This window comes from Pseudomonas sp. Marseille-Q0931 (genome assembly GCF_940789645.1).
Taxonomy (GTDB): Bacteria; Pseudomonadota; Gammaproteobacteria; order Pseudomonadales; family Pseudomonadaceae; genus Aquipseudomonas.
The window spans coordinates 765,269-785,038 of the sequence record NZ_CALNWT010000001.1; the positions used below are offsets into that span (position 1 = coordinate 765,269).

Sequence of the window (19,770 nt, forward strand, 5' to 3'; positions counted from 1 at the left end):
CCGGTAAACCGAATTTAAGGAAACGCATACAATGGCTATCGAGATCAAAGCCCCAACCTTCCCGGAATCGGTTGCCGACGGCACCGTGGCCACCTGGCACAAGAAGCCGGGCGAAGCGGTCAAGCGCGATGAGCTGATCGTCGACATCGAAACCGACAAGGTGGTGATCGAAGTCCTGGCCGAGGCCGATGGTGTCCTGGCTGAAATCATCAAGAACGAAGGCGACACCGTCCTTTCCAACGAGCTGCTGGGCAAGCTGACCGAAGGTGGCGCTGGTGCCGCTGCTCCGGCTGCCGCTCCGGCCGCTGCCGCCGCTCCGGCTCAGGCTGCTGCTCCGGCTGCCGCTGCTGGCGACGACTCCATCCTCTCGCCGGCCGCGCGCAAGCTGGCTGAAGAGAACGGCATCGACCCGAACAGCATCGCCGGCACCGGTAAAGGTGGTCGCGTGACCAAGGAAGACGTGGTCGCTGCTGTCGAAGCCAAGAAGAACGCTCCTGCCGCCGCTGCCAAGCCGGCCGCCGCTTCGGCTGCTGCCGCTCCGGTCGTTGCCGCTGGCGATCGCACCGAGAAGCGTGTGCCGATGACCCGCCTGCGCGCCAAGATCGCCGAGCGACTGGTTGAAGCCCAGTCCTCCATGGCCATGCTGACCACCTTCAACGAAGTGGACATGACCGAAGTCATGGCGCTGCGTTCTAAGTACAAGGATCTGTTCGAGAAGTCCCACAACGGTGTGCGCCTGGGCTTCATGTCGTTCTTCGTCAAGGCCGCTACCGAGGCGCTGAAGCGTTTCCCGGCAGTCAACGCATCGATCGACGGCAACGACATCGTTTACCACGGCTATGCCGACATTGGCGTTGCCGTGTCCAGCGACCGCGGCCTGGTGGTTCCGGTACTGCGTAACGCCGAGCAGATGAGCCTGGCTGAAATCGAAAGCGGCATCGCCACCTTCGGCAAGAAAGCCAAAGACGGCAAGCTGTCCATCGAAGAAATGACCGGCGGCACCTTCACCATCACCAACGGTGGTACCTTCGGTTCGATGATGTCGACGCCGATCGTCAACCCGCCGCAAGCCGCCATCCTGGGTATGCACAACATCATCCAGCGTCCGATGGCGATCAATGGTCAGGTGGTGATCCGTCCGATGATGTACCTGGCGCTGTCTTACGACCACCGCCTGATCGATGGTAAGGAAGCCGTGACCTTCCTGGTGACCATCAAGAACTTGCTTGAAGACCCGGCTCGTCTGCTGCTGGAAATCTAAAAGCCAGTCTCCTCCACGACGGCCCTGTTCTCAGGGCCGTCCGGTTTATTCGAGAAGGAATACGTTATGACCCAGAAATTCGACGTGGTAGTCATCGGTGCCGGCCCTGGTGGCTACGTAGCCGCCATCAAAGCAGCTCAACTCGGTCTGAAGACCGCCTGCATCGAGAAATACCAGGGCAGCGACGGCAAGATCGCCCTCGGCGGCACCTGCCTGAACGTCGGTTGCATTCCCTCCAAGGCGCTGCTGGACAGCTCCTGGAAGTACCATGAAGCGAAAGAAGGCTTCGCCGTACACGGTATCCAGGCCAAGGACGTGACCATCGATGTACCGGCGATGGTGGCGCGCAAGAACACCATCATCAAGAACCTCACCGGCGGTGTTGCCGGCCTGTTCAAGGCCAACGGCGTGACCCTGCTGGAAGGCCACGGCAAGCTGCTGGCTGGCAAGCAGGTCGAAGTCACCGGCAATGACGGCAATACTCAGGTGGTCGAAGCTGCTCACGTAATCATCGCCTCGGGCTCCAAGCCGGTCGAGATTCCGCCGGCCCCGGTTGATCAGGACGTGATCGTCGACTCCACTGGCGCTCTGGAATTCCAGGCTGCACCGAAAACCCTCGGCGTCATCGGCGCAGGCGTGATCGGTCTGGAGCTGGGCTCGGTCTGGGCCCGCCTGGGCTCGCAGGTGACCGTGCTGGAAGCCATGGACAAGTTCCTTGCCGCTGCCGACGAGCAGATCGCCAAGGAAGCCCAGAAGACCCTGACCAAGCAGGGCCTGGACATCCGCCTGGGCGCCCGCGTGACCGGTTCGGAAGTCAAGGACAAGCAGGTCGTTGTCAGCTTCACCGACGCCAATGGCGAGCAGAAGATGACCTTCGACAAGCTGATCGTGGCCGTAGGCCGTCGTCCGGTGACCACCGATCTGCTGGCTGCCGACAGCGGTGTGGATCTGGACGAGCGTGGCTACATCTTCGTCAACGATCAGTGCGAAACCAGCGTTCCGGGCGTTTACGCCATCGGTGACGTGGTACGTGGTGCCATGCTCGCGCACAAGGCCTCGGAAGAGGGCGTGATGGTTGCCGAGCGCATCGCGGGCCACAAGGCACAGATGAACTACGACCTGATCCCGTCGGTAATCTACACCCACCCGGAAATCGCATGGGTCGGCAAGACCGAGCAGCAGCTGAAGGCTGAAGGCGTTGCCGTCAACGTCGGCACCTTCCCGTTCGCAGCCAGCGGCCGCGCCATGGCTGCCAACGATACCGGTGGTCTGGTCAAGGTCATCGCTGATGCGAAAACCGACCGCGTACTGGGCGTTCACGTGATCGGCCCAAGCGCCGCCGAGCTGGTACAGCAAGGCGCGATCGGCATGGAATTCGGCACCAGTGCCGAAGACCTGGGCATGATGGTCTTCTCCCACCCGACGCTGTCCGAGGCGCTGCACGAAGCGGCTCTGGCGGTCAACGGTGGTGCGATCCATATCGCCAACCGCAAGAAGCGCTAAGCGTCACAGGTGGCCGCCGCGTGCGGCCACTCAAGTTGTTGTAAGCCGCCGTGGTAGGTGGGGCGTCACGTAATCGCCTCATCGCTACGGTGGTGTTTGCAAGCAGAACCACGTCGGGTGGCCCGCGTCGAGTTCGACTCGCAGCGGAAGGCCCGGCGGACTGCTTCGGCAGTCACAGGTGGCGCGGTATCACAAGTACAGCGCCGAATGCGCAATACCTAAACGAAGACGGTAGACAAGCATGAATCTTCACGAGTATCAGGGTAAGCAGCTGTTCGCTGAATACGGCCTGCCCGTATCCAAGGGCTTCGCGGTAGACACCCCGGAAGAAGCCGCAGAAGCCTGCGAAAAAATCGGCGGCAGCGAGTGGGTCGTCAAGGCTCAGGTCCACGCTGGTGGCCGCGGCAAAGCCGGTGGCGTAAAGCTGGTCAAGAGCAAAGAAGACGCCAAGGCCTTCGCCGCCAACTGGCTGGGCAAGCGTCTGGTGACTTACCAGACTGACGCCAATGGTCAGCCGGTCAGCAAAATCCTGGTCGAATCCTGCACCGACATCGCCAAGGAGCTGTACCTGGGCGCTGTAGTGGACCGCTCCAGCCGTCGCATCGTGTTCATGGCTTCCACCGAAGGTGGCGTGGACATCGAGAAAGTGGCCCACGAAACCCCTGAGAAGATCCTCAAGGCCACCGTTGATCCGCTGGTCGGCGCTCAGCCGTACCAGGGTCGCGAGCTGGCTTTCCAGCTGGGTCTGGAAGGCAAGCAAGTCGCTCAGTTCGCCAAGATCTTCGTAGGTCTGGCCAAGCTGTTCAAAGATCACGATCTGGCCCTGCTGGAAGTCAACCCGCTGGTCATCAAGGCCGACGGCGACCTGCACTGCCTGGACGCGAAGATCAACATCGACGCTAACGCCATGTACCGTCAGCCGAAGCTGAAGACCTTCCACGACCCGTCGCAGGACGATCCTCGTGAAGCCCACGCTGCCAGCTTCGAGCTGAACTACGTGGCCCTGGAAGGCAACATCGGCTGCATGGTCAACGGTGCCGGCCTGGCCATGGGTACCATGGACATCGTCAATCTGCACGGCGGCAAGCCAGCCAACTTCCTCGACGTAGGTGGCGGCGCAACCAAAGAGCGCGTGACCGAAGCCTTCAAGATCATCCTGTCCGACAGCAACGTCGCTGCCGTTCTGGTGAACATCTTCGGCGGTATCGTTCGTTGCGACATGATTGCCGAAGGCATCATCGGCGCCGTTAAAGAAGTCGGCGTGAAGGTCCCAGTGGTCGTCCGTCTGGAAGGTAACAACGCTGAGCTGGGCGCCAAGGTCCTGGCTGAAAGCGGCCTGAACATCATCGCGGCAACCAGCCTGACCGACGCTGCTCAGCAAGTCGTCAAAGCTGCGGAGGGCAAGTAATGAGCGTCCTGATCAATAAAGACACCAAAGTCATCTGCCAGGGCTTCACCGGCTCGCAGGGTACTTTCCACAGCGAACAAGCCATCGCCTACGGCACCCAGATGGTCGGCGGCGTGACTCCGGGCAAGGGTGGCACCACCCACCTGGGCCTGCCGGTGTTCAACACCGTCAAGGAAGCCGTGGAAGCCACCGGCGCTGATGCTTCGGTCATCTACGTACCGGCTCCGTTCTGCAAAGACTCGATCCTGGAAGCTGCTTTCGGCGGCATCAAGCTGATCGTCTGCATCACTGAAGGCATTCCTACCCTGGACATGCTGGATGCCAAGGTCATCTGCGACGAGCTGGGCGTACGCCTGATCGGCCCGAACTGCCCGGGCGTGATCACTCCCGGCGAGTGCAAGATCGGCATCATGCCGGGTCACATCCACCTGCCAGGCAAAGTCGGTATCGTGTCCCGTTCGGGCACCCTGACCTATGAAGCCGTGAAGCAGACCACCGACGCCGGCTTCGGCCAGTCCACCTGCGTGGGCATCGGCGGTGACCCCATCCCGGGCTCCAACTTCATCGATATCCTGAAGCTGTTCCAGGAAGATCCGAAAACCGAAGCGATCGTCATGATCGGTGAGATCGGCGGTTCGGCTGAAGAAGAAGCGGCTGCCTATATCAAGGCCAACGTCACCAAGCCTGTAGTTTCCTACATCGCTGGTGTGACCGCTCCTCCCGGCAAGCGTATGGGCCACGCTGGCGCCATCATCTCCGGCGGCAAGGGCACTGCAGACGAGAAATTCGCTGCGCTGCAGGACGCTGGTGTGAAAACCGTGCGTTCCCTGGCTGACATCGGCAAGGCCCTGGCCGAGCTGACCGGTTGGGAAGTCAAGAACGCCTAAGCGTTTCTGACTCTCGCAGAAAGGCCACCTTAGGGTGGCCTTTTTGTTTGGTGCCTGTTGAGGTTGTGAAGGCTCGGGTAGACATGAATTTCCGCGAAGCTCGCAGCGAAATCGTGAATCAAGCACAGCGACGCCCATGCTCTTGGTGGAAAGAGGGCGGGCAGGTCAGTTGCTGTCGTCGCCGCGCTATTGTCGAGCATGCGACAGTCAGTTATGCCAGTTCGACAGCTCGCCCGGCAACTGTGCTGATGCAGGACGCTTTTCGTTAATATCCGCGGCTTACCGTGTCCGTGGCGCCACAAGCGCCTGGCGATGCATGCAGTGGTTCGAGCCAAACGCTCGGGCGACGTTTCCTGAATCCCTCAAGGAAACCCCCGCAACTCTTCGATTTCCTGCCTGTGGTATTTCTTCTTATGACTCGTTTGAAAGGCCCGGACCTGTTGGCCCTCGGCTTCATGACTTTTGCCCTGTTTCTGGGCGCCGGCAATATCATCTTCCCGCCCAGCGCCGGTCTGGCCGCTGGCGAGAACCTGCTTCCCGCGGCAATCGGCTTTCTGTTGACCGGCGTCGGTCTACCGCTGCTGACGGTCGTTGCACTGGCACGTGTTGGCGGGGGGATGGATCTGCTCACCGCGCCTTTGGGCAAGATCGCCGGCGCCATCCTCGCGGTAGCGGTGTACCTGGCCATCGGCCCATTGTTCGCTACGCCGCGTACGGCCGTGGTGTCGTTCGAGATGGGCATCGCGCCATTCACCGGTGACGAAGGCGCGCCGCTGCTGATTTACACCCTGGTGTATTTCGCTGCCGTGTTGTTTCTTTCCCTCAATCCAGGGCAACTGGTCGATCGCATCGGCAAGTTCATCACGCCGGTACTGCTGGCTGCGCTGCTGGTACTCGGTGGCGCTGCCTTGTTCGCTCCGGCCGGCGAGATCGGCGTGGTTGCCGAGAGCTATCGCGAGGCGCCGCTGGTACAGGGCTTCTTGCAGGGCTACCTGACCATGGACACTCTGGGCGCACTGGTCTTCGGCATCGTCATCGCCAGCGCCATCCGAGATCGCGGCATCAGCGATGCAGGGCTGGTTACCCGTTATTCGGTCATTGCCGGCATCATCGCGGCCACCGGCCTGTCGCTGGTTTATCTGGCGCTGTTCTACCTGGGTGCCACCAGCCAGGGCATCGCCGGTGATGCGCAAAATGGCGTGCAGGTACTGACCACTTATGTACAGCACACCTTCGGCACCACTGGCAGCCTGCTACTGGCCGTGGTCATCACCCTGGCGTGCCTGACCACCGCGGTGGGCCTGCTGACTGCCTGCGGCGAGTTCTTCAGTAAGCTGCTGCCGGTGTCTTACCGCAGCGTGGTGATCGTATTCGGGCTGTTCAGTCTCGGCGTGGCCAATCAGGGCCTGACGCAGTTGATCAGCTTCTCCATTCCCGTGCTGGTTGGCCTGTACCCGCTGGCGATCGTCCTGGTCGCCCTGAGCCTGGCCAATCGCCTGTGGCGTTGCCAATCGCTGGTGTTCATGCCGGTGATGGCCGTTACGCTGGTTTTCGGCATTGCCGATGGCGTGGCCGCGACCCCGTGGGCCGACAAGGTTCCAGCCTGGTTCGGGCAACTGCCGCTGGCCGGGCAGAGCCTGGGCTGGTTGCTGCCGGTGGCGATAACCCTGGCATTGGTGGTGGTGCTCGATCGCCTTCGCGGACTGCGCCAGGGCGCTACCGCCTGACGCAGGCTCGAAACAAACAAGGCTGCCCACAAGGCGGCCTTTTTTGTGGAACAAGAAAACGGGTGGCCTGGCTATAATCGGCAGCAGTCTTACAAGGAGTTGGCATGCTCAACAGCTATCCGTACCTGCCTCATGTTCTGGCCGCACTCTGGTTCGTCATCTGCTGGGGCGGCTACACCCGCTACGCCTCGGTCAAGGCGCAAACCACTCCCTGCCTGGCCAGCGTCCTGCATCTTTACCGCGAAGACTGGATGCGCCGCATGCTGCTGCGTGACAACCGCATTGCCGATGCCAACGTGATCGGCAACCTCGAGCGCAACGCGTCGTTCTTCGCCTCCAGCACGCTGATCATTTTGGCCGGCATCCTCACCGTGCTGGGTGCCTCCGACCGTGCGCTTTCGCTGTTGGCCGATATACCCTTCGTGCAGCAGGCCAGCCGTGGGCTGTCGGAAATCAAGCTGTTGTGCCTGGGCATTATCTTCGTCTACGCCTTCTTCACCTTCAGCTGGTGCATGCGTCAGTACAACTTCGCTGCGGTGCTGGTGGGCTCGGCGCCGATGGTGGGGGAGCGGCACGTGACCGAGCAGGAGCGCAAGGCTTTCGGCGAGCGCACGGCACGGGTGATCTCGATGGCCGCCAACCAGTTCAACTTCGGCCTGCGCGCCTATTATTTCGGTATGGCGACGCTGGCCTGGTTCATCAATCCGTGGTTTTTCATGCTGGTGACCTCGGGTGTGGTCCTGGTGCTTTATCGCCGAGAGTTTCATTCGGATGTGCTGGAAGTGATGGTCTATACCCCAACGCCGGCCGCCGATGTGGCCAAGGAGAAGAGTGAATGAGCATTCCGTTCTGGTGCGTGTTCATCAGCGCCTTGTTGATCTTCGTCGCCAAGGCGCCGCTGGCCAAGGCCATGGCTGCGGAGGGTGGCGGGCGCTACGACAACCATCATCCGCGCGCGCAGCAGGCACGCCTGACCGGCTTCGGCGCACGCGCCCTGGCCGCTCATCTGAACAGCATCGAGGCGTTCCCGTTATTCGCGGCCGGCGTGCTGATGGCGCACACCACCCAGACCTACGGCTTTCTGATCGACGCGTTGGCGATCACCTTCGTCGTCAGCCGTGTGCTGTACCTGCTGTTCTACTGGTGGGACCTGCACTGGCAGCGTAGTCTGGTTTGGATGGTGGGTCTGGTCTGCAGCCTGTTGCTGATGCTCAGCCCGGCGCTGTAAAAGGCGACGAGCAGAAACGACAAGGCCCGCTTCAAGCGGGCCTTGTCGTTCCTGTGACGGGGCTTATCGGCCGGCCGCATCACCGATCTCGTCGCCGGCGTCCTCGATCGCATCGGCCGCGTCGTCGGCCGCATCTTCGATCTTCTCGCCAGTGGTAGGCTCGGTGCCCATCACTTCATCAGTTTTCTGTTCAATGCCTTCACCGGCTTGTTCGGCCGCTTCACCCATGGACTCGGCCGCTTCGGAAACGGATTCCTTGGCGGACTCCAGCTTGTCTTCAGGGGATTGTTCACAGGCCGCCAGGCCCAGCGTGGCCGCGAGCAGCAGGGCATAGGTAAGGGATTTTTGCATGGTTACATCTCCATGTGTAGTGCGGATGATGCCGTGTGGCGCCATCCGTGCGACTTGGAGCGAACAAGCGAAGCGAAGTTCCTGGGCCTGAAAAAAACGAAACCCGCGGCAGAGCGCGGGTTTCGTTTCGTGGTAAATCAGTAGTATTACTGATTGGTCTGGCCGGCGGGAGCCGCTGGCGGAGGCACCGGGTTGGTCGGTTCGCTATCGGGTGGCGGCATCTGCTCGAGCGCTTCCTCGCGATTTTCCTCGGTACGCTCTTCAACCGCTTCTCTCTCGTGTTCGGCTGCTTCGTTCATCGACTCCTGCGCCTCGGAGCGCGCTTCGCGGGCGTCTTCGGCGGCGTCCTCGGAGGGCTTGTCACACGCGGCGAGGCCCAGTGTGGCGGCTAGCATGACGGCATAAGCGAATGTTTTCTGCATGTTGTTCTCCTTGGAAAAAATGCCAGTACATTTTTTCGAAAGAGCAGAGCGCCAGAAGTTCATTGTCGTTGCGTTCGGCAAGCCGTGCCGCATCTGCCGGCTGGCGCTATCATGCGCGACTTTGCGTCGCCATCACGAGGTATGAGGATGAGCACTTCCCCCGTTCTGGAGCGCGCCCAGCGCTTCCTGTCGGCCCTGCGTCATTGCCAGGTGCTCGGCATGCAGGTGCATGCGGCCAGCGCCGAAGGCCTGACCCTGCGCCTGCCCTACAGCCAGCATATCGTCGGCAACCCGGATAGCGGGGTGATCCACGGTGGTGCGATCACCACCTTGATGGACACCACCTGCGGCATCTCCACTGTGTGCGTGCTGGCAGATTTCGAAATCTGCCCGACGCTGGACCTACGCATCGACTACATGCACCCGGCCGAGCCAGGCAAGGACGTGTTCGGTTTTGCCGAGTGCTATCGGGTTACGCCGCACGTGATCTTCACCCGCGGTTACGCCTACCAGGATGATCCCGAGCAACCCATCGCCCATGTGGTGGGGACCTTCATGCGCATGGGCAAGATCAATGCGGGCAAGGGGGCAGGGGCATGAGCGAGCTGAATCTCGAGCAACTGGTGGCGCGCGCCCACCAGGAAAACGACTACGACCCGCTGATCAACCTGATCCCTTACGCCAAGCTGCTCGGTATCGAGTGCCTGCGCCTGGGCGAGGACATGGTCTTGCGCCTGCCAGCCAACCAGGACTGCATCGGCAACCCGATGCTGCCGGCGCTGCACGGCGGGGTGATCGCCGGCTTCATGGAACATGCCGCCATGCTCCATCTGCTGATGTTCATGGGCATTCCACATTTGCCGAAAATCATCGACTTCTCGATAGATTACCTACGCGCCGGCCATTATCGTGACACCTACGCGCAATGCCAGGTCTGGCGCCAGGGGCGACGGGTGGCCAACGTGGCGATCACCGCCTGGCAAACCACCCAGAGCGAGCCCATCGCCACCGCCCGTGCCCACTTCAAGGTCGATGAGCCCTGAGTGCGCGCGGAACGCCGAGCGGCTTGGCAGCGCAGCGAAACGATAACAAGGATTCTGTAGATGGATGCGTTGCTGATTATTGGTGGCCTGGTGTTGGTGCTGGCCGGTCTGGTCTGGCTGGTGATGCGCGCTTTCGCCACCAGTCTGCTGTGGGGCTGGGGCAGCCTGATACCGCCGATCACGCTGTTCTACATCATGCGTCACTGGGCACGTGCGCGTAGTGCGGTCGCCTTGGTTGGGCTTGGCGTGATCCCCCTGGTGGTGGGCATGACGCTGCTCGCCAGCAAGGATGCCGAGCGTCTGGCGGCGATCATTCGCCTGGACTGGCTCAGGCCCGAGGTACAGGCACCGGCAGAGCTGGCCATCGAGCTAGGCGGTGAGCTCAACGGTCAGCCCTTCCGGCCGCAGCAGGGCGAGCTGATCGATGGCGTGCTGGTGCTGCGCGAGGGGCTGGATTTCTTCGCCTTGCGTGAGCTGAGCATTCGCCTGCCGCAGCCCATCGACGGCCCGGTGCGTGTCGACGTGCTGCCGCAGGACAGCGGCGACCTGCCGGAAGTGGAGTTGAGCTGGCTGCTGCCGGAGCAGGACCTGCCCGAGGCGCGGCGCCTGAGCCGTGGCTACACCCTGCATCTGGACCTGCAGCCGCAGGCGCCGAACCGCCTGGCCGGCGACTTCCATCTGGTCTTGCCACCGCGCTTCAAGACCAGCCTCAGCGGTCGCGTCGAGCTGTACCGTGATCGTCTGCGCTATGTCGACGGCCAGGTCGATGCGCGTTTCGATTCCCGTGACACCATTGCCCATGTACTGCAGGACTATCTGCAACGGCGCTTCGCCACGCGCGAGGTACGCGAATTGAAACTGCCGCTGTTCACCTTCGAAGGCGATACCCTGGAGCTGCAGGTCGACGCACGGATTGACGGGCGTAGCGAGCGCCTGCCGGTGCGCCTGCTCAAGCGTGCCGAGTCCGGCTGGGCTGTGGAGGGCGATCGCTTCCCGGCACTGCCCGCCGTTGCCACGGCCCAGGTTGCGCAGCCGCGTGAGGCGGCGCCGGTCGAGGAACGCCTGAGTCGCCCGGCCGACCGCCGGCAGCGCTTCAGCCTGGCGCGCCTGCAGCGCAACCCTGAGCAATACCGCAATCTCAGCATGCGCCTGAGCCGCGCCAACGGCGGTACGGTCGAGGGCCGCTTCGTCGGTGTCGACGCCGACGGCAGCATTCGCCTCAGCCAGCAGATGGGCAGCGGCGGTGGCCAGGCCAGCTTCAGTTTCCAGCCGGAAGAAATTGGCCGTTTGGAGTTGCTCGAACCCTAAGCCCTTGAAATTGATCACGCTGCCCCCATCTGCAGGACATCCGCCGCTTGAGCGGCATAGTCCTGCATGTGGAGTTAGACGACCATGAGTGTGGAAACTCAAAAAGAAACCCTGGGCTTCCAGACCGAGGTGAAGCAACTGCTTCACCTGATGATCCATTCCCTGTACTCGAACAAGGAAATCTTCCTGCGCGAGTTGATCTCCAACGCTTCCGACGCCGCTGACAAGCTGCGTTTCGAGGCGTTGGCCAAGCCCGAGCTGCTCGAAGGCGGCGCCGAGCTGAAGATCCGCCTGTCCTTCGACAAGGATGCCAAGACCGTTACCCTCGAAGACAACGGCATCGGCATGAACCGCGAGGAAGTCATCGCGCACCTGGGCACCATCGCCAAGTCCGGCACGGCTGACTTCCTGAAGAACCTCTCCGGTGACCAGAAGAAGGATTCGCACCTGATCGGTCAGTTCGGTGTGGGCTTCTATTCGGCGTTCATAGTCGCCGATCAGGTCGAGGTGTTCAGCCGCCGCGCCGGTACTCCGGCCAGCGAGGGTGTGCACTGGTCGAGCAAAGGCGAGGGCGAGTTCGAAGTTGCCACCATCGACAAGGCCGAGCGCGGCACACGTATCGTCCTGCACCTCAAGAGCGGCGAAGAAGAGTTCGCCGATGGTTGGCGCCTGCGCAATATCGTCAAGAAGTACTCCGACCATATCGCGCTGCCCATCGAACTGCCGAAGGAGCACCACGGTGAAGACAAACCCTCGGAAGTCGAGTGGGAAACCGTCAACCGTGCCAGCGCCCTGTGGACCCGCCCGCGTACCGAGATCAAGGACGAGGAATACCAGGAGTTCTACAAGCACGTCGGCCATGACTTCGAGAACCCACTGAGCTGGAGCCACAACAAGGTCGAAGGCAAGCTGGAGTACACCTCGTTGTTGTACGTGCCGGCTCGTGCGCCGTTCGATCTGTACCATCGCGAAGCGCCCAAGGGCCTCAAGCTCTACGTCCAGCGCGTATTCATCATGGATCAGGCCGACCAGTTCCTGCCGCTGTATCTGCGCTTCATCAAGGGCGTGGTCGACTCCAACGACCTGTCGCTGAACGTTTCCCGCGAAATCCTGCAGTCCGGCCCTGTCATCGTTTCGATGAAGTCGGCGTTGACCAAGCGCGTGCTGGACATGCTGGAGAAGCTGGCCAAGGACAAGCCGGACGACTACAAGGCGTTCTGGAAGGCCTTCGGCCAGGTGCTCAAGGAAGGCCCGGCGGAAGACTTCGCCAACAAGGAAAAGATTGCCGGCCTGCTGCGTTTCGCCTCCACTGCAGGCGAGGGCGACGAGCAGTCGGTGTCGCTGGCCGACTACCTCGGCCGCGTCCGGGAAGGCCAGGACAAGATCTACTACCTAACCGGCGAATCCTACGCGCAGATCAAGAACAGCCCGCACCTGGAAGTATTCCGCAAGAAGGGCATCGAAGTGCTGCTGCTCACCGATCGTATCGACGAGTGGCTGATGAGCTACCTGACCGAGTTCGACGGCAAGCAGTTCGTCGATGTGGCGCGTGGCGATCTGGATCTGGGCAAGCTGGACTCGGAAGAGGACAAGAAGGCTCAGGAAGAGGTAGCCAAGGCCAAGGAAGGACTGATCGAGCGCCTCAAGGGTGCGCTAGGTGAGCAGGTGGCCGAGGTGCGCGTCTCGCACCGCCTCACCGATTCCCCGGCGATTCTCGCCATCGGTGAGCAGGACCTGGGCCTGCAGATGCGCCAGATTCTCGAAGCCAGCGGGCAGAAGGTGCCGGATGCCAAGCCGATCTTCGAGTTCAACCCCGGCCACCCGCTGATCGAGCGCCTGGACGCCGAGCCGGACGAAGATCGCTTCGCCGACCTGTCGCACATTCTCTTCGACCAGGCCGCGCTGGCCGCGGGCGACAGCCTGAAAGACCCGGCCGCTTATGTGCAGCGCTTGAATAAACTGCTGGTGGAACTCTCCGCCTGATCGGTCAGGTGCTAGGACAAGCCCGCTTCGGCGGGCTTTTCTATGGGTGCGATTGATCGGCTTTAATTGACAAGTGCGATGCCGTCGTTTCAGATGCTGGCAAATAGCCGGCGCTCTGTCGCGTCCTGGGGTTGTATGTCGCTTTTCGAGCTGTTCTTCATCATGGGCGCGGATCCCGGTGTCCTCGTGCTCAGTCGCTACGATCCCCAGTTGGTGCTGTTGTCACTGGCGATTGCCGTGTTCGCCGCCGGCATGGCATTGCAACTGGCCGGCGAGGCACGCGACAGCTCGCATCCGCTCGCTCGGCAGATCACCATCTTCACCGGTTCGCTCGCCCTCGGCGGCGGCATCTGGTCCATGCACTTTCTCGGCATGCTGGCGTTCGAGCTGTGCGCGGCGGTGCGTTTCGATCTGGGCATAACCCTGCTGTCCATGTTACCGAGCCTGGCCGCTTCCTGGGTCGCGCTGAGCCTGCTGGCGCGCCGCGATCTGAGTCTGCTGCAACTGTGCGTCGGTGGCGTGCTGGTCGGCGCCGGTATCGGCGCCATGCACTACAGTGGCATGGCGGCGATGCAGATGGCGCCGCTGCTGCGTTATGACCCCTGGATGTTCGCCCTGTCGATCATTGTCGCGGTGGCCCTGGCCATTTTGGCGCTATGGGTGCGTTTCGGCCTGGAGGGGCGCTTGCCAACGCGCTGGGCGCTATTGCTCAGCGCCCTGGTGATGGGCCTGGCGATCAGCGGTATGCATTACACCGGCATGGCGGCGGCGCGTTTCGTAGGTGCCCCCGAGTCGCAAACGCCGACGGCTGTGGTCGACAGCGGTTACATCGCCATTGGCATCACGTTGTTGACCGTCGCGCTGACGATCTTCGTCGTGGCCGCCAACACGCTGCTGCGTTACCGGCACATGAGCCTCCAGCTCAAGGCCAGCGAACAGCATCTGCGCTCGATCTTCGATACGGCGCTGGATGCGATCATCACGGTCGATCACACCGGTACGCTGCGCTCGGCCAACCGTTCGGTGTCTCGCCTGTTCGGCTGGACGCCGCAGGAGCTGGATGGTCAGCACATGAGCATGCTGGTGCCGGCTCGCCATATCGACCAGGTTGAAACGCTGCTGGCCGACTACCTCAGGACCGGGCGGCTGACCATGGTGGCGGGCGAGCAGGAGCTGGTCTGCCTGACCCGCGACGGCGAAGAGAAGCCGGTGCGCATCAGCGTTGGTATCACACATGCCGGCAGCCGCCCATTGTTCGTGGTGTTCGTCGCCGACATCAGCGAACGCCAGCGTATGGAGAGGGCGCTGCGTGACAGCGAACAGCAGTACCGCTCGCTGATCAGCAACATTCCCGGCGTCTCGTTCCGCTGCCTGCTGGACCGCGACTGGAGCATGCTGTTCATCAGCGACGCGGTGCAGAACCTGACCGGCTACAGCGCCGAGGATTTCATTGAGCGGCGCTGCTCGATCGCCGACCTGTATCACCCGGACGACTACCAGCCCACCGCCGAAAAGGTGGCCCTGGCGGTCGAGCAGGGGAGCAACTACACGGTGGAGTACCGGCTGTTCGACCGCGAGGGCCGGGAGCACTGGATCTGGGAGAGCGGCAGCGCCGTTTGCGACGAGCAGGGCGTGCCGCACTGGATCGACGGTGTTCTCATCGATCAGACCGAAACCAAGCGGCGTAATGCCGAGTACGAGGGCAAGGTCACGGCGATCAGCAAGGCGATGGCGCTGATCGAGTTCGACCTGAGCGGCGAAATCCTCGACATCAACGACAATGCCCTGGCCCTGTTCGGTTATGACCGGGAAGAAGTGGTCGGGCAGCACCACGCCATGTTCTGCGCCGCCGAACTGGTGACCAGCGATGCCTACCGTCAGTTGTGGGCGGACCTGCGCGCCGGGCATTTCCGTACCGGCGAATACCAGCGCATCGGCAAGGGCGGACGGGAAGTCTGGATTCAAGCCAGCTACAACCCCATCCTCGATGGCGACGGCAAGCCGTTCAAGGTGGTCAAGCTGGCTACCGACCTGACCCCGCGGCGCGTGATGGAGCAGGAGCTGCGTGCCGCGCGCGATCGCGCCGAAGCCGCCGCCGCCGCGCGCAGCAGCTTCCTGGCCAACATGAGTCATGAAATCCGCACGCCGATGAATGCCATCATCGGCTTTACCGACCTACTGCTGGAAACCCAGCTGTCGGCCGAGCAGCGCCGTCACCTGAGTACCGTGCAGCATTCGTCGCGCTCGCTGCTGGGGTTGCTCAATGACATCCTCGATACCGCCAAACTCGACCGCGGCGCCATCGAACTGGAACAACTGGACTTCTCCCTGCGCGAACTGTGCGATCAGGTGGTCGCAACGCAGCGCCTGACAGCCGAAAGCAAGGGGCTGCAGCTGCATCTGGATTATCTGACGACGGCCGGCGACTTCTTCTGCGGTGACCCGTTGCGTTTGCGGCAGGTGCTGACCAATCTGCTGGGCAACGCGGTCAAGTTCACCCAAAAGGGCGAAGTGCGCTTGAAGGTTTCCGGCGAATCGGGGGCGATGCGCCTGGCCGTCATCGACACCGGCATCGGCATCGCCGCCGACCGCCTGGAGAAGATCTTCGAACCCTTCGCTCAGGCCGATGCCTCGATGAGCCGACGCTTTGGCGGTACCGGGCTCGGCACCACGATTTCCCGGCAATTGGTCGAACTGATGGGTGGGCGTCTGCGGGTGGAAAGCAGCGAAGGGCAGGGTAGCTGCTTCAGCGTCGAGCTGCCGCTGCGCACCGGCAAGCGCCTGGCCACGCAGCAGCGCGCGGCGCTGCCGGAGCTGGGGCAATTGAACATTCTCGCTGCCGATGACGTGCCGCAGAACCTGGAGCTGCTGCAACTGTTGCTGGAAAGCCTCGGGCATCGCGTGCGTAGCGTCGGCGATGGTGAAAGCGCCGTGCAGGTCTTCACCGAGGAACGCTTCGACCTGATCCTGATGGATGTGCAGATGCCGGGTGTGGACGGTCTCGAGGCGTCGCGGCGCATCCGTCAGTTGGAAGCCGGCGAGGGCCGCAAGCCGGTACCGATCATCGCGCTGACCGCCAGTGTGCTCGATCGTGATCGCCAGGCGGCGCTGGATGCGGGGATGAATGCTTTTGCCTCCAAGCCCCTGGACCTCGACGGGCTGATGTGGGAAATCGCGCGTCTGCTAGGTTTGAACGAAGCGCCGAGCGCCGTGGCGAGTGCTGCCAGCGGCGCCGCCAATGCCAACATGTTCGACTGGGTCCGCGGCAGCGCCCTGTGGGGCGGGCCGTTACGCATGGCCCAGGCAATCGCAGCGTTCGTCGCCGAGCAGGGCGACCTGGTGGCGCGCATGAGCCAAATGCTGGCGACGCAGCGATGGGATGAAGGGCAGGCCCTTGCGCATCGCCTGCATGGTGCCGCGAGCAACCTGGCGTTGATGCATCTGAGCGGTCTTGGCCGGGCCATCGACCAGGCGTTCGAGGCAAGAGACGAGCATCGCCTGCGCGAACTGCTCGGCGAGCTCGAACAGGCCTTGCAGGCTGTCGTCGAGAGGGTGCCGCTGGTGCCGGAACACGGCCGCGCGGCAGAGGCTGCGAGCGTCGACCTTGGCCTGCTGAGTGAGCTCGCCGCTCAGCTGCGTATCGCCCTGGAGCGTGGCAGCCTCGACGACACGGCGCTGGCGAGCATGGAGCGGGCTGCACGCGGCACGGTCTGCGCTGGCATTGTGAACGACCTGCGCCAAGCGCTGGATGACTTCGACTTCGATCAGGCGCTGTTGTTGCTCGATCAACTGTCCCTGCGATTGCAGGGCGAGGAAATTACCTGATTATGACTCTCGCTGCCGATGCACGTCCGCTCTTGCTGCTGGTCGATGACGAGCCCACCAATCTGCAGGTGCTGCGTCACATCCTGCAGGACGACTATCGCCTGTTGTTCGCCAAGGAAGGTGCTCGTGCGCTGGAAATGGTCGAGCGCGAACGGCCTGACCTGATCTTGCTAGATGTCATGATGCCGGGCCTGACCGGCTTCGAGGTGTGCCAGGCGCTCAAGGCCAACCCGCTGCTGGAGGCCATTCCGTTGATTTTCGTCACCGCCCTGGGCGATATCGATGACGAGGCCCGCGGGTTCGAGGTAGGTGCGGTCGACTACATTACCAAGCCGGTCAGCCCGGCCATCGTGCGTGCTCGCGTGCGCACCCATCTATCGCTGGTGCGTGTCGAGGAACTCAGGCAGACGCGCCTGCAGATCGTGCAGCGCCTGGGCATGGCGGCCGAGTACAAGGACAACGAGACGGGTCTGCACGTGATCCGCATGAGTCATTTTTCCAAGGTGCTGGCGCTGGCCGCGGGCTTCAGCGAAAGCGCCGCGGAGGAGTTGCTCAACGCTGCGCCGATGCACGATGTCGGCAAGATCGGCATCCCCGATGCCGTGCTGCGCAAGCCGGGCAAGCTCAACGATGAAGAATGGCAGGTGATGCGTCAGCACGTGGAGATCGGCGCGCGGATCATCGGCGAGCACAGCTCGGGGCTGCTGCGCACCGCGCATCGGATCGCCCTGTCGCACCACGAGAAGTGGGACGGTAGCGGCTACCCCAAGGGGCTGCGTGGCGAAGACATTCCCCTGGAGGGGCGTATCGTCGCCATCGCCGATGTGTTCGATGCGCTGACCAGCGTGCGCCCCTACAAGCAGGCCTGGTCCGTGGAGGCCGCGCTCGACTTTCTCCGCGAGCAGAGTGGCCGTCATTTCGATCCGCAGTTGGTCGAGCTGTTCATCGCATGCTTGCCGGAGATCCTGCAGATCAAGGAACGCTGGGCCGAGCAATCTGCCGCCTGAAACCTTCTGTCTAAAACCCGCGCGTCGGCGATTTGGCCATTAGCGTCAGCGCGGCTATTGTTAGGGGCCTACCATTGCCAAGGGCAGGCCTCACCATGCAGAAGAAAACACTGGTTCCCCTGTTGTGCGCGGCGTTCGCCGGTCTCGCCGATGCAGCTGTCGTGACCAAGACGATTCCCTACGAGATCGATGGCGAAGCCTTCGAGGGCGTGCTGGTGTACGACGATTCGGTGACCACGCCGCGTCCGGGGCTGCTCGCCGTTCCCAGCTGGATGGGGGTGAATGAAGACACCGTTGCCAAGGCCGCCCGTGCGGCCGGTGACAAGTACGTGGTGTTCGTCGCCGACATGTACGGCAAGTCGATTCGCCCGAGCAATGCCGAAGAGGCCGGCGCCGCGGCGAGCAAGGTCCGCGCCGATCGTCCGCTGATGCGCAAGCGCGCCCAGGCTGCAGTGGATGTGCTCAAGGCGCAAGATAGCGAGGTGGCGCTGGATCTGGACAAACTGGGCGCCATCGGCTTCTGCTTCGGCGGCGGCACGGTGCTGGAACTCGCCCGTTCGGGCGCGCCGCTCAAGGGCTTCGTGTCCTTCCACGGCAACCTGGACACACCCAATCCGGCCGATGCCAAGAACATCAAGGCGCCGGTGCTGGTGCTGCATGGCGCGGACGATCCGGCCGTACCGCAGGAGCAGGTCGACGGTTTCATCGCCGAGATGAAGGCGGCCAAGACCGACTGGCAACTGGTCAGCTACGGTGGCGCGGTGCACTCGTTCACCAACCCCAAGGCGAATGTGCCGGGGCGTAACGAATACCACCCGGTGGTGGCGGCGCGCGCGTTCAAGGCGATGAACGATCTGTTCGATGAGGTGTTCGCCGAGCAGTGACAGCGGTTTTGTCAGGCGTCGAACGAAAGGCTGCGCCGGCTGGGCGCAGCCTTTTTTTGTCTTACTTCGCAGGCAGCACGGCGATGTCGATGATGCCGTCCGGCAGTTCGGCGATGTCGCCCAACGTGGTGGGCTTGCCGCTATCCAGATCCAGCTGGTGCAGGGTCTTGCCGGTCAGCACGTAGGCCGTGTTGCCACCCTTGCCATCGCTGGCGATGTCCATGGCGGCCGCCTTAAGACCATCGGCGACCTTGCCGACTTCCTGCTGCACGCCGTCGTTCGGCGGGTTTTGCAGCATCAGGCTGCCACTGGCCAGGTCGATGTTGTACAGCGCGGTGCTCTGGGTACCGGCATAGGCATTGGTATAGGCACCGGCCACCACTTTGGGTTGCTTGCCGGCGTAAGGGCCATCGGCGGCGTAAGCGACCTTGCCGTCTACGGCGACTTCACCGGTATCGACGTTTACCCGCAGGCTGGTGCCGTCCGGGCCGAGCAGGCGCAGGCGGTCGGCTACCGGATTGAAGTCGACCACAGCCTGGCCGCTGCCAGCCAGTGCGGTTTGCAGTTTGCTGCCTGCCGTTGCCTTGCCGCTGGCTGCGTCCAGGGTGTAGAGCTGATCGGTGCCGCTGAGGGCGTAGACCTGGCCGCTGGCCGGGCGCACATCCAGGCCGCGCAAGTCGCTGGCGCCGCTGACGGTCATGCTGCCGGTAACCTTGAGGCTGGCGACATCGACTTTGAACAGCTTGCCATTGGCGCCCAGTGCGAGCAGTTCGGTGGCGCTGGCGGCACCTGCGCTGAGGGTCAACAGGCCGGCGGTGCAGAAGCTAATGATGCGTTTCATGGTTGTTCCTCATAAAAGGATTCAGCATCGAGACGAAGCCGACGAGCCGGCTTCGCAGGTGCCTCGACGAAACACCTGTGAGCTATACCCGC

At 62.6% G+C, this 19,770-nt stretch carries 17 protein-coding genes; 14 read left to right on the plus strand and 3 right to left on the minus strand.

Annotated elements, in window-relative coordinates; genetic code table 11:
• Nucleotides 1-31 precede the first annotated feature (31 nt).
• From odhB to P3C50_RS03795, 7 genes are all read left to right on the plus strand, one after another.
• Nucleotides 32-1,261, plus strand: coding sequence for a 2-oxoglutarate dehydrogenase complex dihydrolipoyllysine-residue succinyltransferase (gene odhB, locus P3C50_RS03765; protein WP_275544923.1), 1,230 nt, complete (start codon nt 32-34; stop codon nt 1,259-1,261).
• A gap of 66 nt (nt 1,262-1,327) precedes the next feature.
• Nucleotides 1,328-2,764 (plus strand): dihydrolipoyl dehydrogenase, encoded by a 1,437-nt coding sequence (gene lpdA, locus P3C50_RS03770; protein WP_275544924.1) that lies wholly within the window; start codon nt 1,328-1,330, stop codon nt 2,762-2,764.
• Between the two features lie 241 nt (nt 2,765-3,005).
• The gene (gene sucC, locus P3C50_RS03775; protein WP_197856428.1) at nt 3,006-4,172 is read left to right on the plus strand and encodes an ADP-forming succinate--CoA ligase subunit beta; all 1,167 of its coding nucleotides are present in this window, start codon (nt 3,006-3,008) and stop codon (nt 4,170-4,172) included.
• Nucleotides 4,172-5,059, plus strand: a complete 888-nt coding sequence (sucD, locus tag P3C50_RS03780) for a succinate--CoA ligase subunit alpha (protein ID WP_275544925.1) — start codon at nt 4,172-4,174, stop codon at nt 5,057-5,059. The genes sucC and sucD overlap by 1 nt, the downstream gene beginning before the upstream one ends.
• A 413-nt stretch (nt 5,060-5,472) precedes the next feature.
• Nucleotides 5,473-6,786 carry a branched-chain amino acid transport system II carrier protein gene (brnQ, locus tag P3C50_RS03785; RefSeq protein WP_275544926.1) on the plus strand — a complete coding sequence of 438 codons (1,314 nt, stop codon included), beginning with the start codon at nt 5,473-5,475 and terminating at the stop codon, nt 6,784-6,786.
• A 104-nt stretch (nt 6,787-6,890) separates the two neighbouring features.
• On the plus strand, nt 6,891-7,625 hold the full coding sequence (locus P3C50_RS03790) for a DUF599 domain-containing protein (protein ID WP_275544927.1): 735 nt from the start codon (nt 6,891-6,893) through the stop codon (nt 7,623-7,625).
• Nucleotides 7,622-8,014 (plus strand): MAPEG family protein, encoded by a 393-nt coding sequence (locus P3C50_RS03795; RefSeq protein ID WP_275544928.1) that lies wholly within the window; start codon nt 7,622-7,624, stop codon nt 8,012-8,014. Before P3C50_RS03790 ends, P3C50_RS03795 begins: the two co-directional genes overlap by 4 nt.
• Nucleotides 8,015-8,077: 63 nt before the next feature.
• Here P3C50_RS03795 and P3C50_RS03800 read toward each other — a convergent pair whose 3' ends face one another.
• A complete protein-coding gene (locus tag P3C50_RS03800) occupies nt 8,078-8,365 on the minus strand; it encodes a hypothetical protein (protein WP_275544929.1) in 288 nt (95 codons plus the stop codon).
• Nucleotides 8,366-8,511: 146 nt separating this feature from the next.
• On the minus strand, nt 8,512-8,850 hold the full coding sequence (locus P3C50_RS03805) for a hypothetical protein (protein ID WP_275544930.1): 339 nt from the start codon (nt 8,848-8,850) through the stop codon (nt 8,512-8,514).
• Nucleotides 8,851-8,934: 84 nt separating this feature from the next.
• On the opposite strand from P3C50_RS03805, the gene P3C50_RS03810 reads away from it, so the two are divergent.
• From P3C50_RS03810 to P3C50_RS03840, 7 genes are all read left to right on the plus strand, one after another.
• The gene (locus tag P3C50_RS03810; RefSeq protein ID WP_197856435.1) at nt 8,935-9,387 is read left to right on the plus strand and encodes a PaaI family thioesterase; all 453 of its coding nucleotides are present in this window, start codon (nt 8,935-8,937) and stop codon (nt 9,385-9,387) included.
• The gene (locus P3C50_RS03815) at nt 9,384-9,830 is read left to right on the plus strand and encodes a PaaI family thioesterase (protein ID WP_197856436.1); all 447 of its coding nucleotides are present in this window, start codon (nt 9,384-9,386) and stop codon (nt 9,828-9,830) included. The genes P3C50_RS03810 and P3C50_RS03815 overlap by 4 nt, the downstream gene beginning before the upstream one ends.
• Nucleotides 9,831-9,890: 60 nt before the next feature.
• Complete coding sequence (locus tag P3C50_RS03820) at nt 9,891-11,138, plus strand: MFS transporter (RefSeq protein ID WP_275544931.1); 1,248 nt, start codon at nt 9,891-9,893, stop codon at nt 11,136-11,138.
• 84 nt (nt 11,139-11,222) lie between these two features.
• Nucleotides 11,223-13,121 carry a molecular chaperone HtpG gene (gene htpG, locus P3C50_RS03825; protein ID WP_275544932.1) on the plus strand — a complete coding sequence of 633 codons (1,899 nt, stop codon included), beginning with the start codon at nt 11,223-11,225 and terminating at the stop codon, nt 13,119-13,121.
• 135 nt (nt 13,122-13,256) lie between these two features.
• Nucleotides 13,257-16,946: a PAS domain S-box protein gene (locus P3C50_RS03830; protein ID WP_275544933.1), complete on the plus strand. Its 3,690-nt coding sequence runs from the start codon at nt 13,257-13,259 to the stop codon at nt 16,944-16,946.
• A gap of 2 nt (nt 16,947-16,948) precedes the next feature.
• Nucleotides 16,949-17,953, plus strand: a complete 1,005-nt coding sequence (locus P3C50_RS03835) for an HD-GYP domain-containing protein (RefSeq protein ID WP_275544934.1) — start codon at nt 16,949-16,951, stop codon at nt 17,951-17,953.
• A gap of 95 nt (nt 17,954-18,048) precedes the next feature.
• Complete coding sequence (locus P3C50_RS03840; protein ID WP_275544935.1) at nt 18,049-18,837, plus strand: dienelactone hydrolase family protein; 789 nt, start codon at nt 18,049-18,051, stop codon at nt 18,835-18,837.
• A gap of 61 nt (nt 18,838-18,898) precedes the next feature.
• Here P3C50_RS03840 and P3C50_RS03845 read toward each other — a convergent pair whose 3' ends face one another.
• Nucleotides 18,899-19,678, minus strand: coding sequence for a DUF4394 domain-containing protein (locus tag P3C50_RS03845; RefSeq protein WP_275544936.1), 780 nt, complete (start codon nt 19,676-19,678; stop codon nt 18,899-18,901).
• Between the last annotated feature and the right edge of the window lie 92 nt (nt 19,679-19,770).

Bases quoted from the DNA above. Each gene is read 5' to 3' on its own strand.
- sucC (WP_197856428.1), top strand. From the start codon at position 3,006: ATGAATCTTCACGAGTATCAGGGTAAGCAGCTGTTCGCTGAATACGGC.
- P3C50_RS03790 (WP_275544927.1), top strand. From the start codon at position 6,891: ATGCTCAACAGCTATCCGTACCTGCCTCATGTTCTGGCCGCACTCTGG.
- P3C50_RS03830 (WP_275544933.1), top strand. From the start codon at position 13,257: ATGTCGCTTTTCGAGCTGTTCTTCATCATGGGCGCGGATCCCGGTGTC.
- P3C50_RS03800 (WP_275544929.1), bottom strand. From the start codon at position 8,365: ATGCAAAAATCCCTTACCTATGCCCTGCTGCTCGCGGCCACGCTGGGC.
- htpG (WP_275544932.1), top strand. From the start codon at position 11,223: ATGAGTGTGGAAACTCAAAAAGAAACCCTGGGCTTCCAGACCGAGGTG.
- P3C50_RS03815 (WP_197856436.1), top strand. From the start codon at position 9,384: ATGAGCGAGCTGAATCTCGAGCAACTGGTGGCGCGCGCCCACCAGGAA.
- P3C50_RS03795 (WP_275544928.1), top strand. From the start codon at position 7,622: ATGAGCATTCCGTTCTGGTGCGTGTTCATCAGCGCCTTGTTGATCTTC.
- P3C50_RS03810 (WP_197856435.1), top strand. From the start codon at position 8,935: ATGAGCACTTCCCCCGTTCTGGAGCGCGCCCAGCGCTTCCTGTCGGCC.
- P3C50_RS03845 (WP_275544936.1), bottom strand. From the start codon at position 19,678: ATGAAACGCATCATTAGCTTCTGCACCGCCGGCCTGTTGACCCTCAGC.
- P3C50_RS03835 (WP_275544934.1), top strand. From the start codon at position 16,949: ATGACTCTCGCTGCCGATGCACGTCCGCTCTTGCTGCTGGTCGATGAC.
- odhB (WP_275544923.1), top strand. From the start codon at position 32: ATGGCTATCGAGATCAAAGCCCCAACCTTCCCGGAATCGGTTGCCGAC.
- P3C50_RS03820 (WP_275544931.1), top strand. From the start codon at position 9,891: ATGGATGCGTTGCTGATTATTGGTGGCCTGGTGTTGGTGCTGGCCGGT.
- brnQ (WP_275544926.1), top strand. From the start codon at position 5,473: ATGACTCGTTTGAAAGGCCCGGACCTGTTGGCCCTCGGCTTCATGACT.
- lpdA (WP_275544924.1), top strand. From the start codon at position 1,328: ATGACCCAGAAATTCGACGTGGTAGTCATCGGTGCCGGCCCTGGTGGC.
- P3C50_RS03805 (WP_275544930.1), bottom strand. From the start codon at position 8,850: ATGAACTTCTGGCGCTCTGCTCTTTCGAAAAAATGTACTGGCATTTTT.
- sucD (WP_275544925.1), top strand. From the start codon at position 4,172: ATGAGCGTCCTGATCAATAAAGACACCAAAGTCATCTGCCAGGGCTTC.
- P3C50_RS03840 (WP_275544935.1), top strand. From the start codon at position 18,049: ATGCAGAAGAAAACACTGGTTCCCCTGTTGTGCGCGGCGTTCGCCGGT.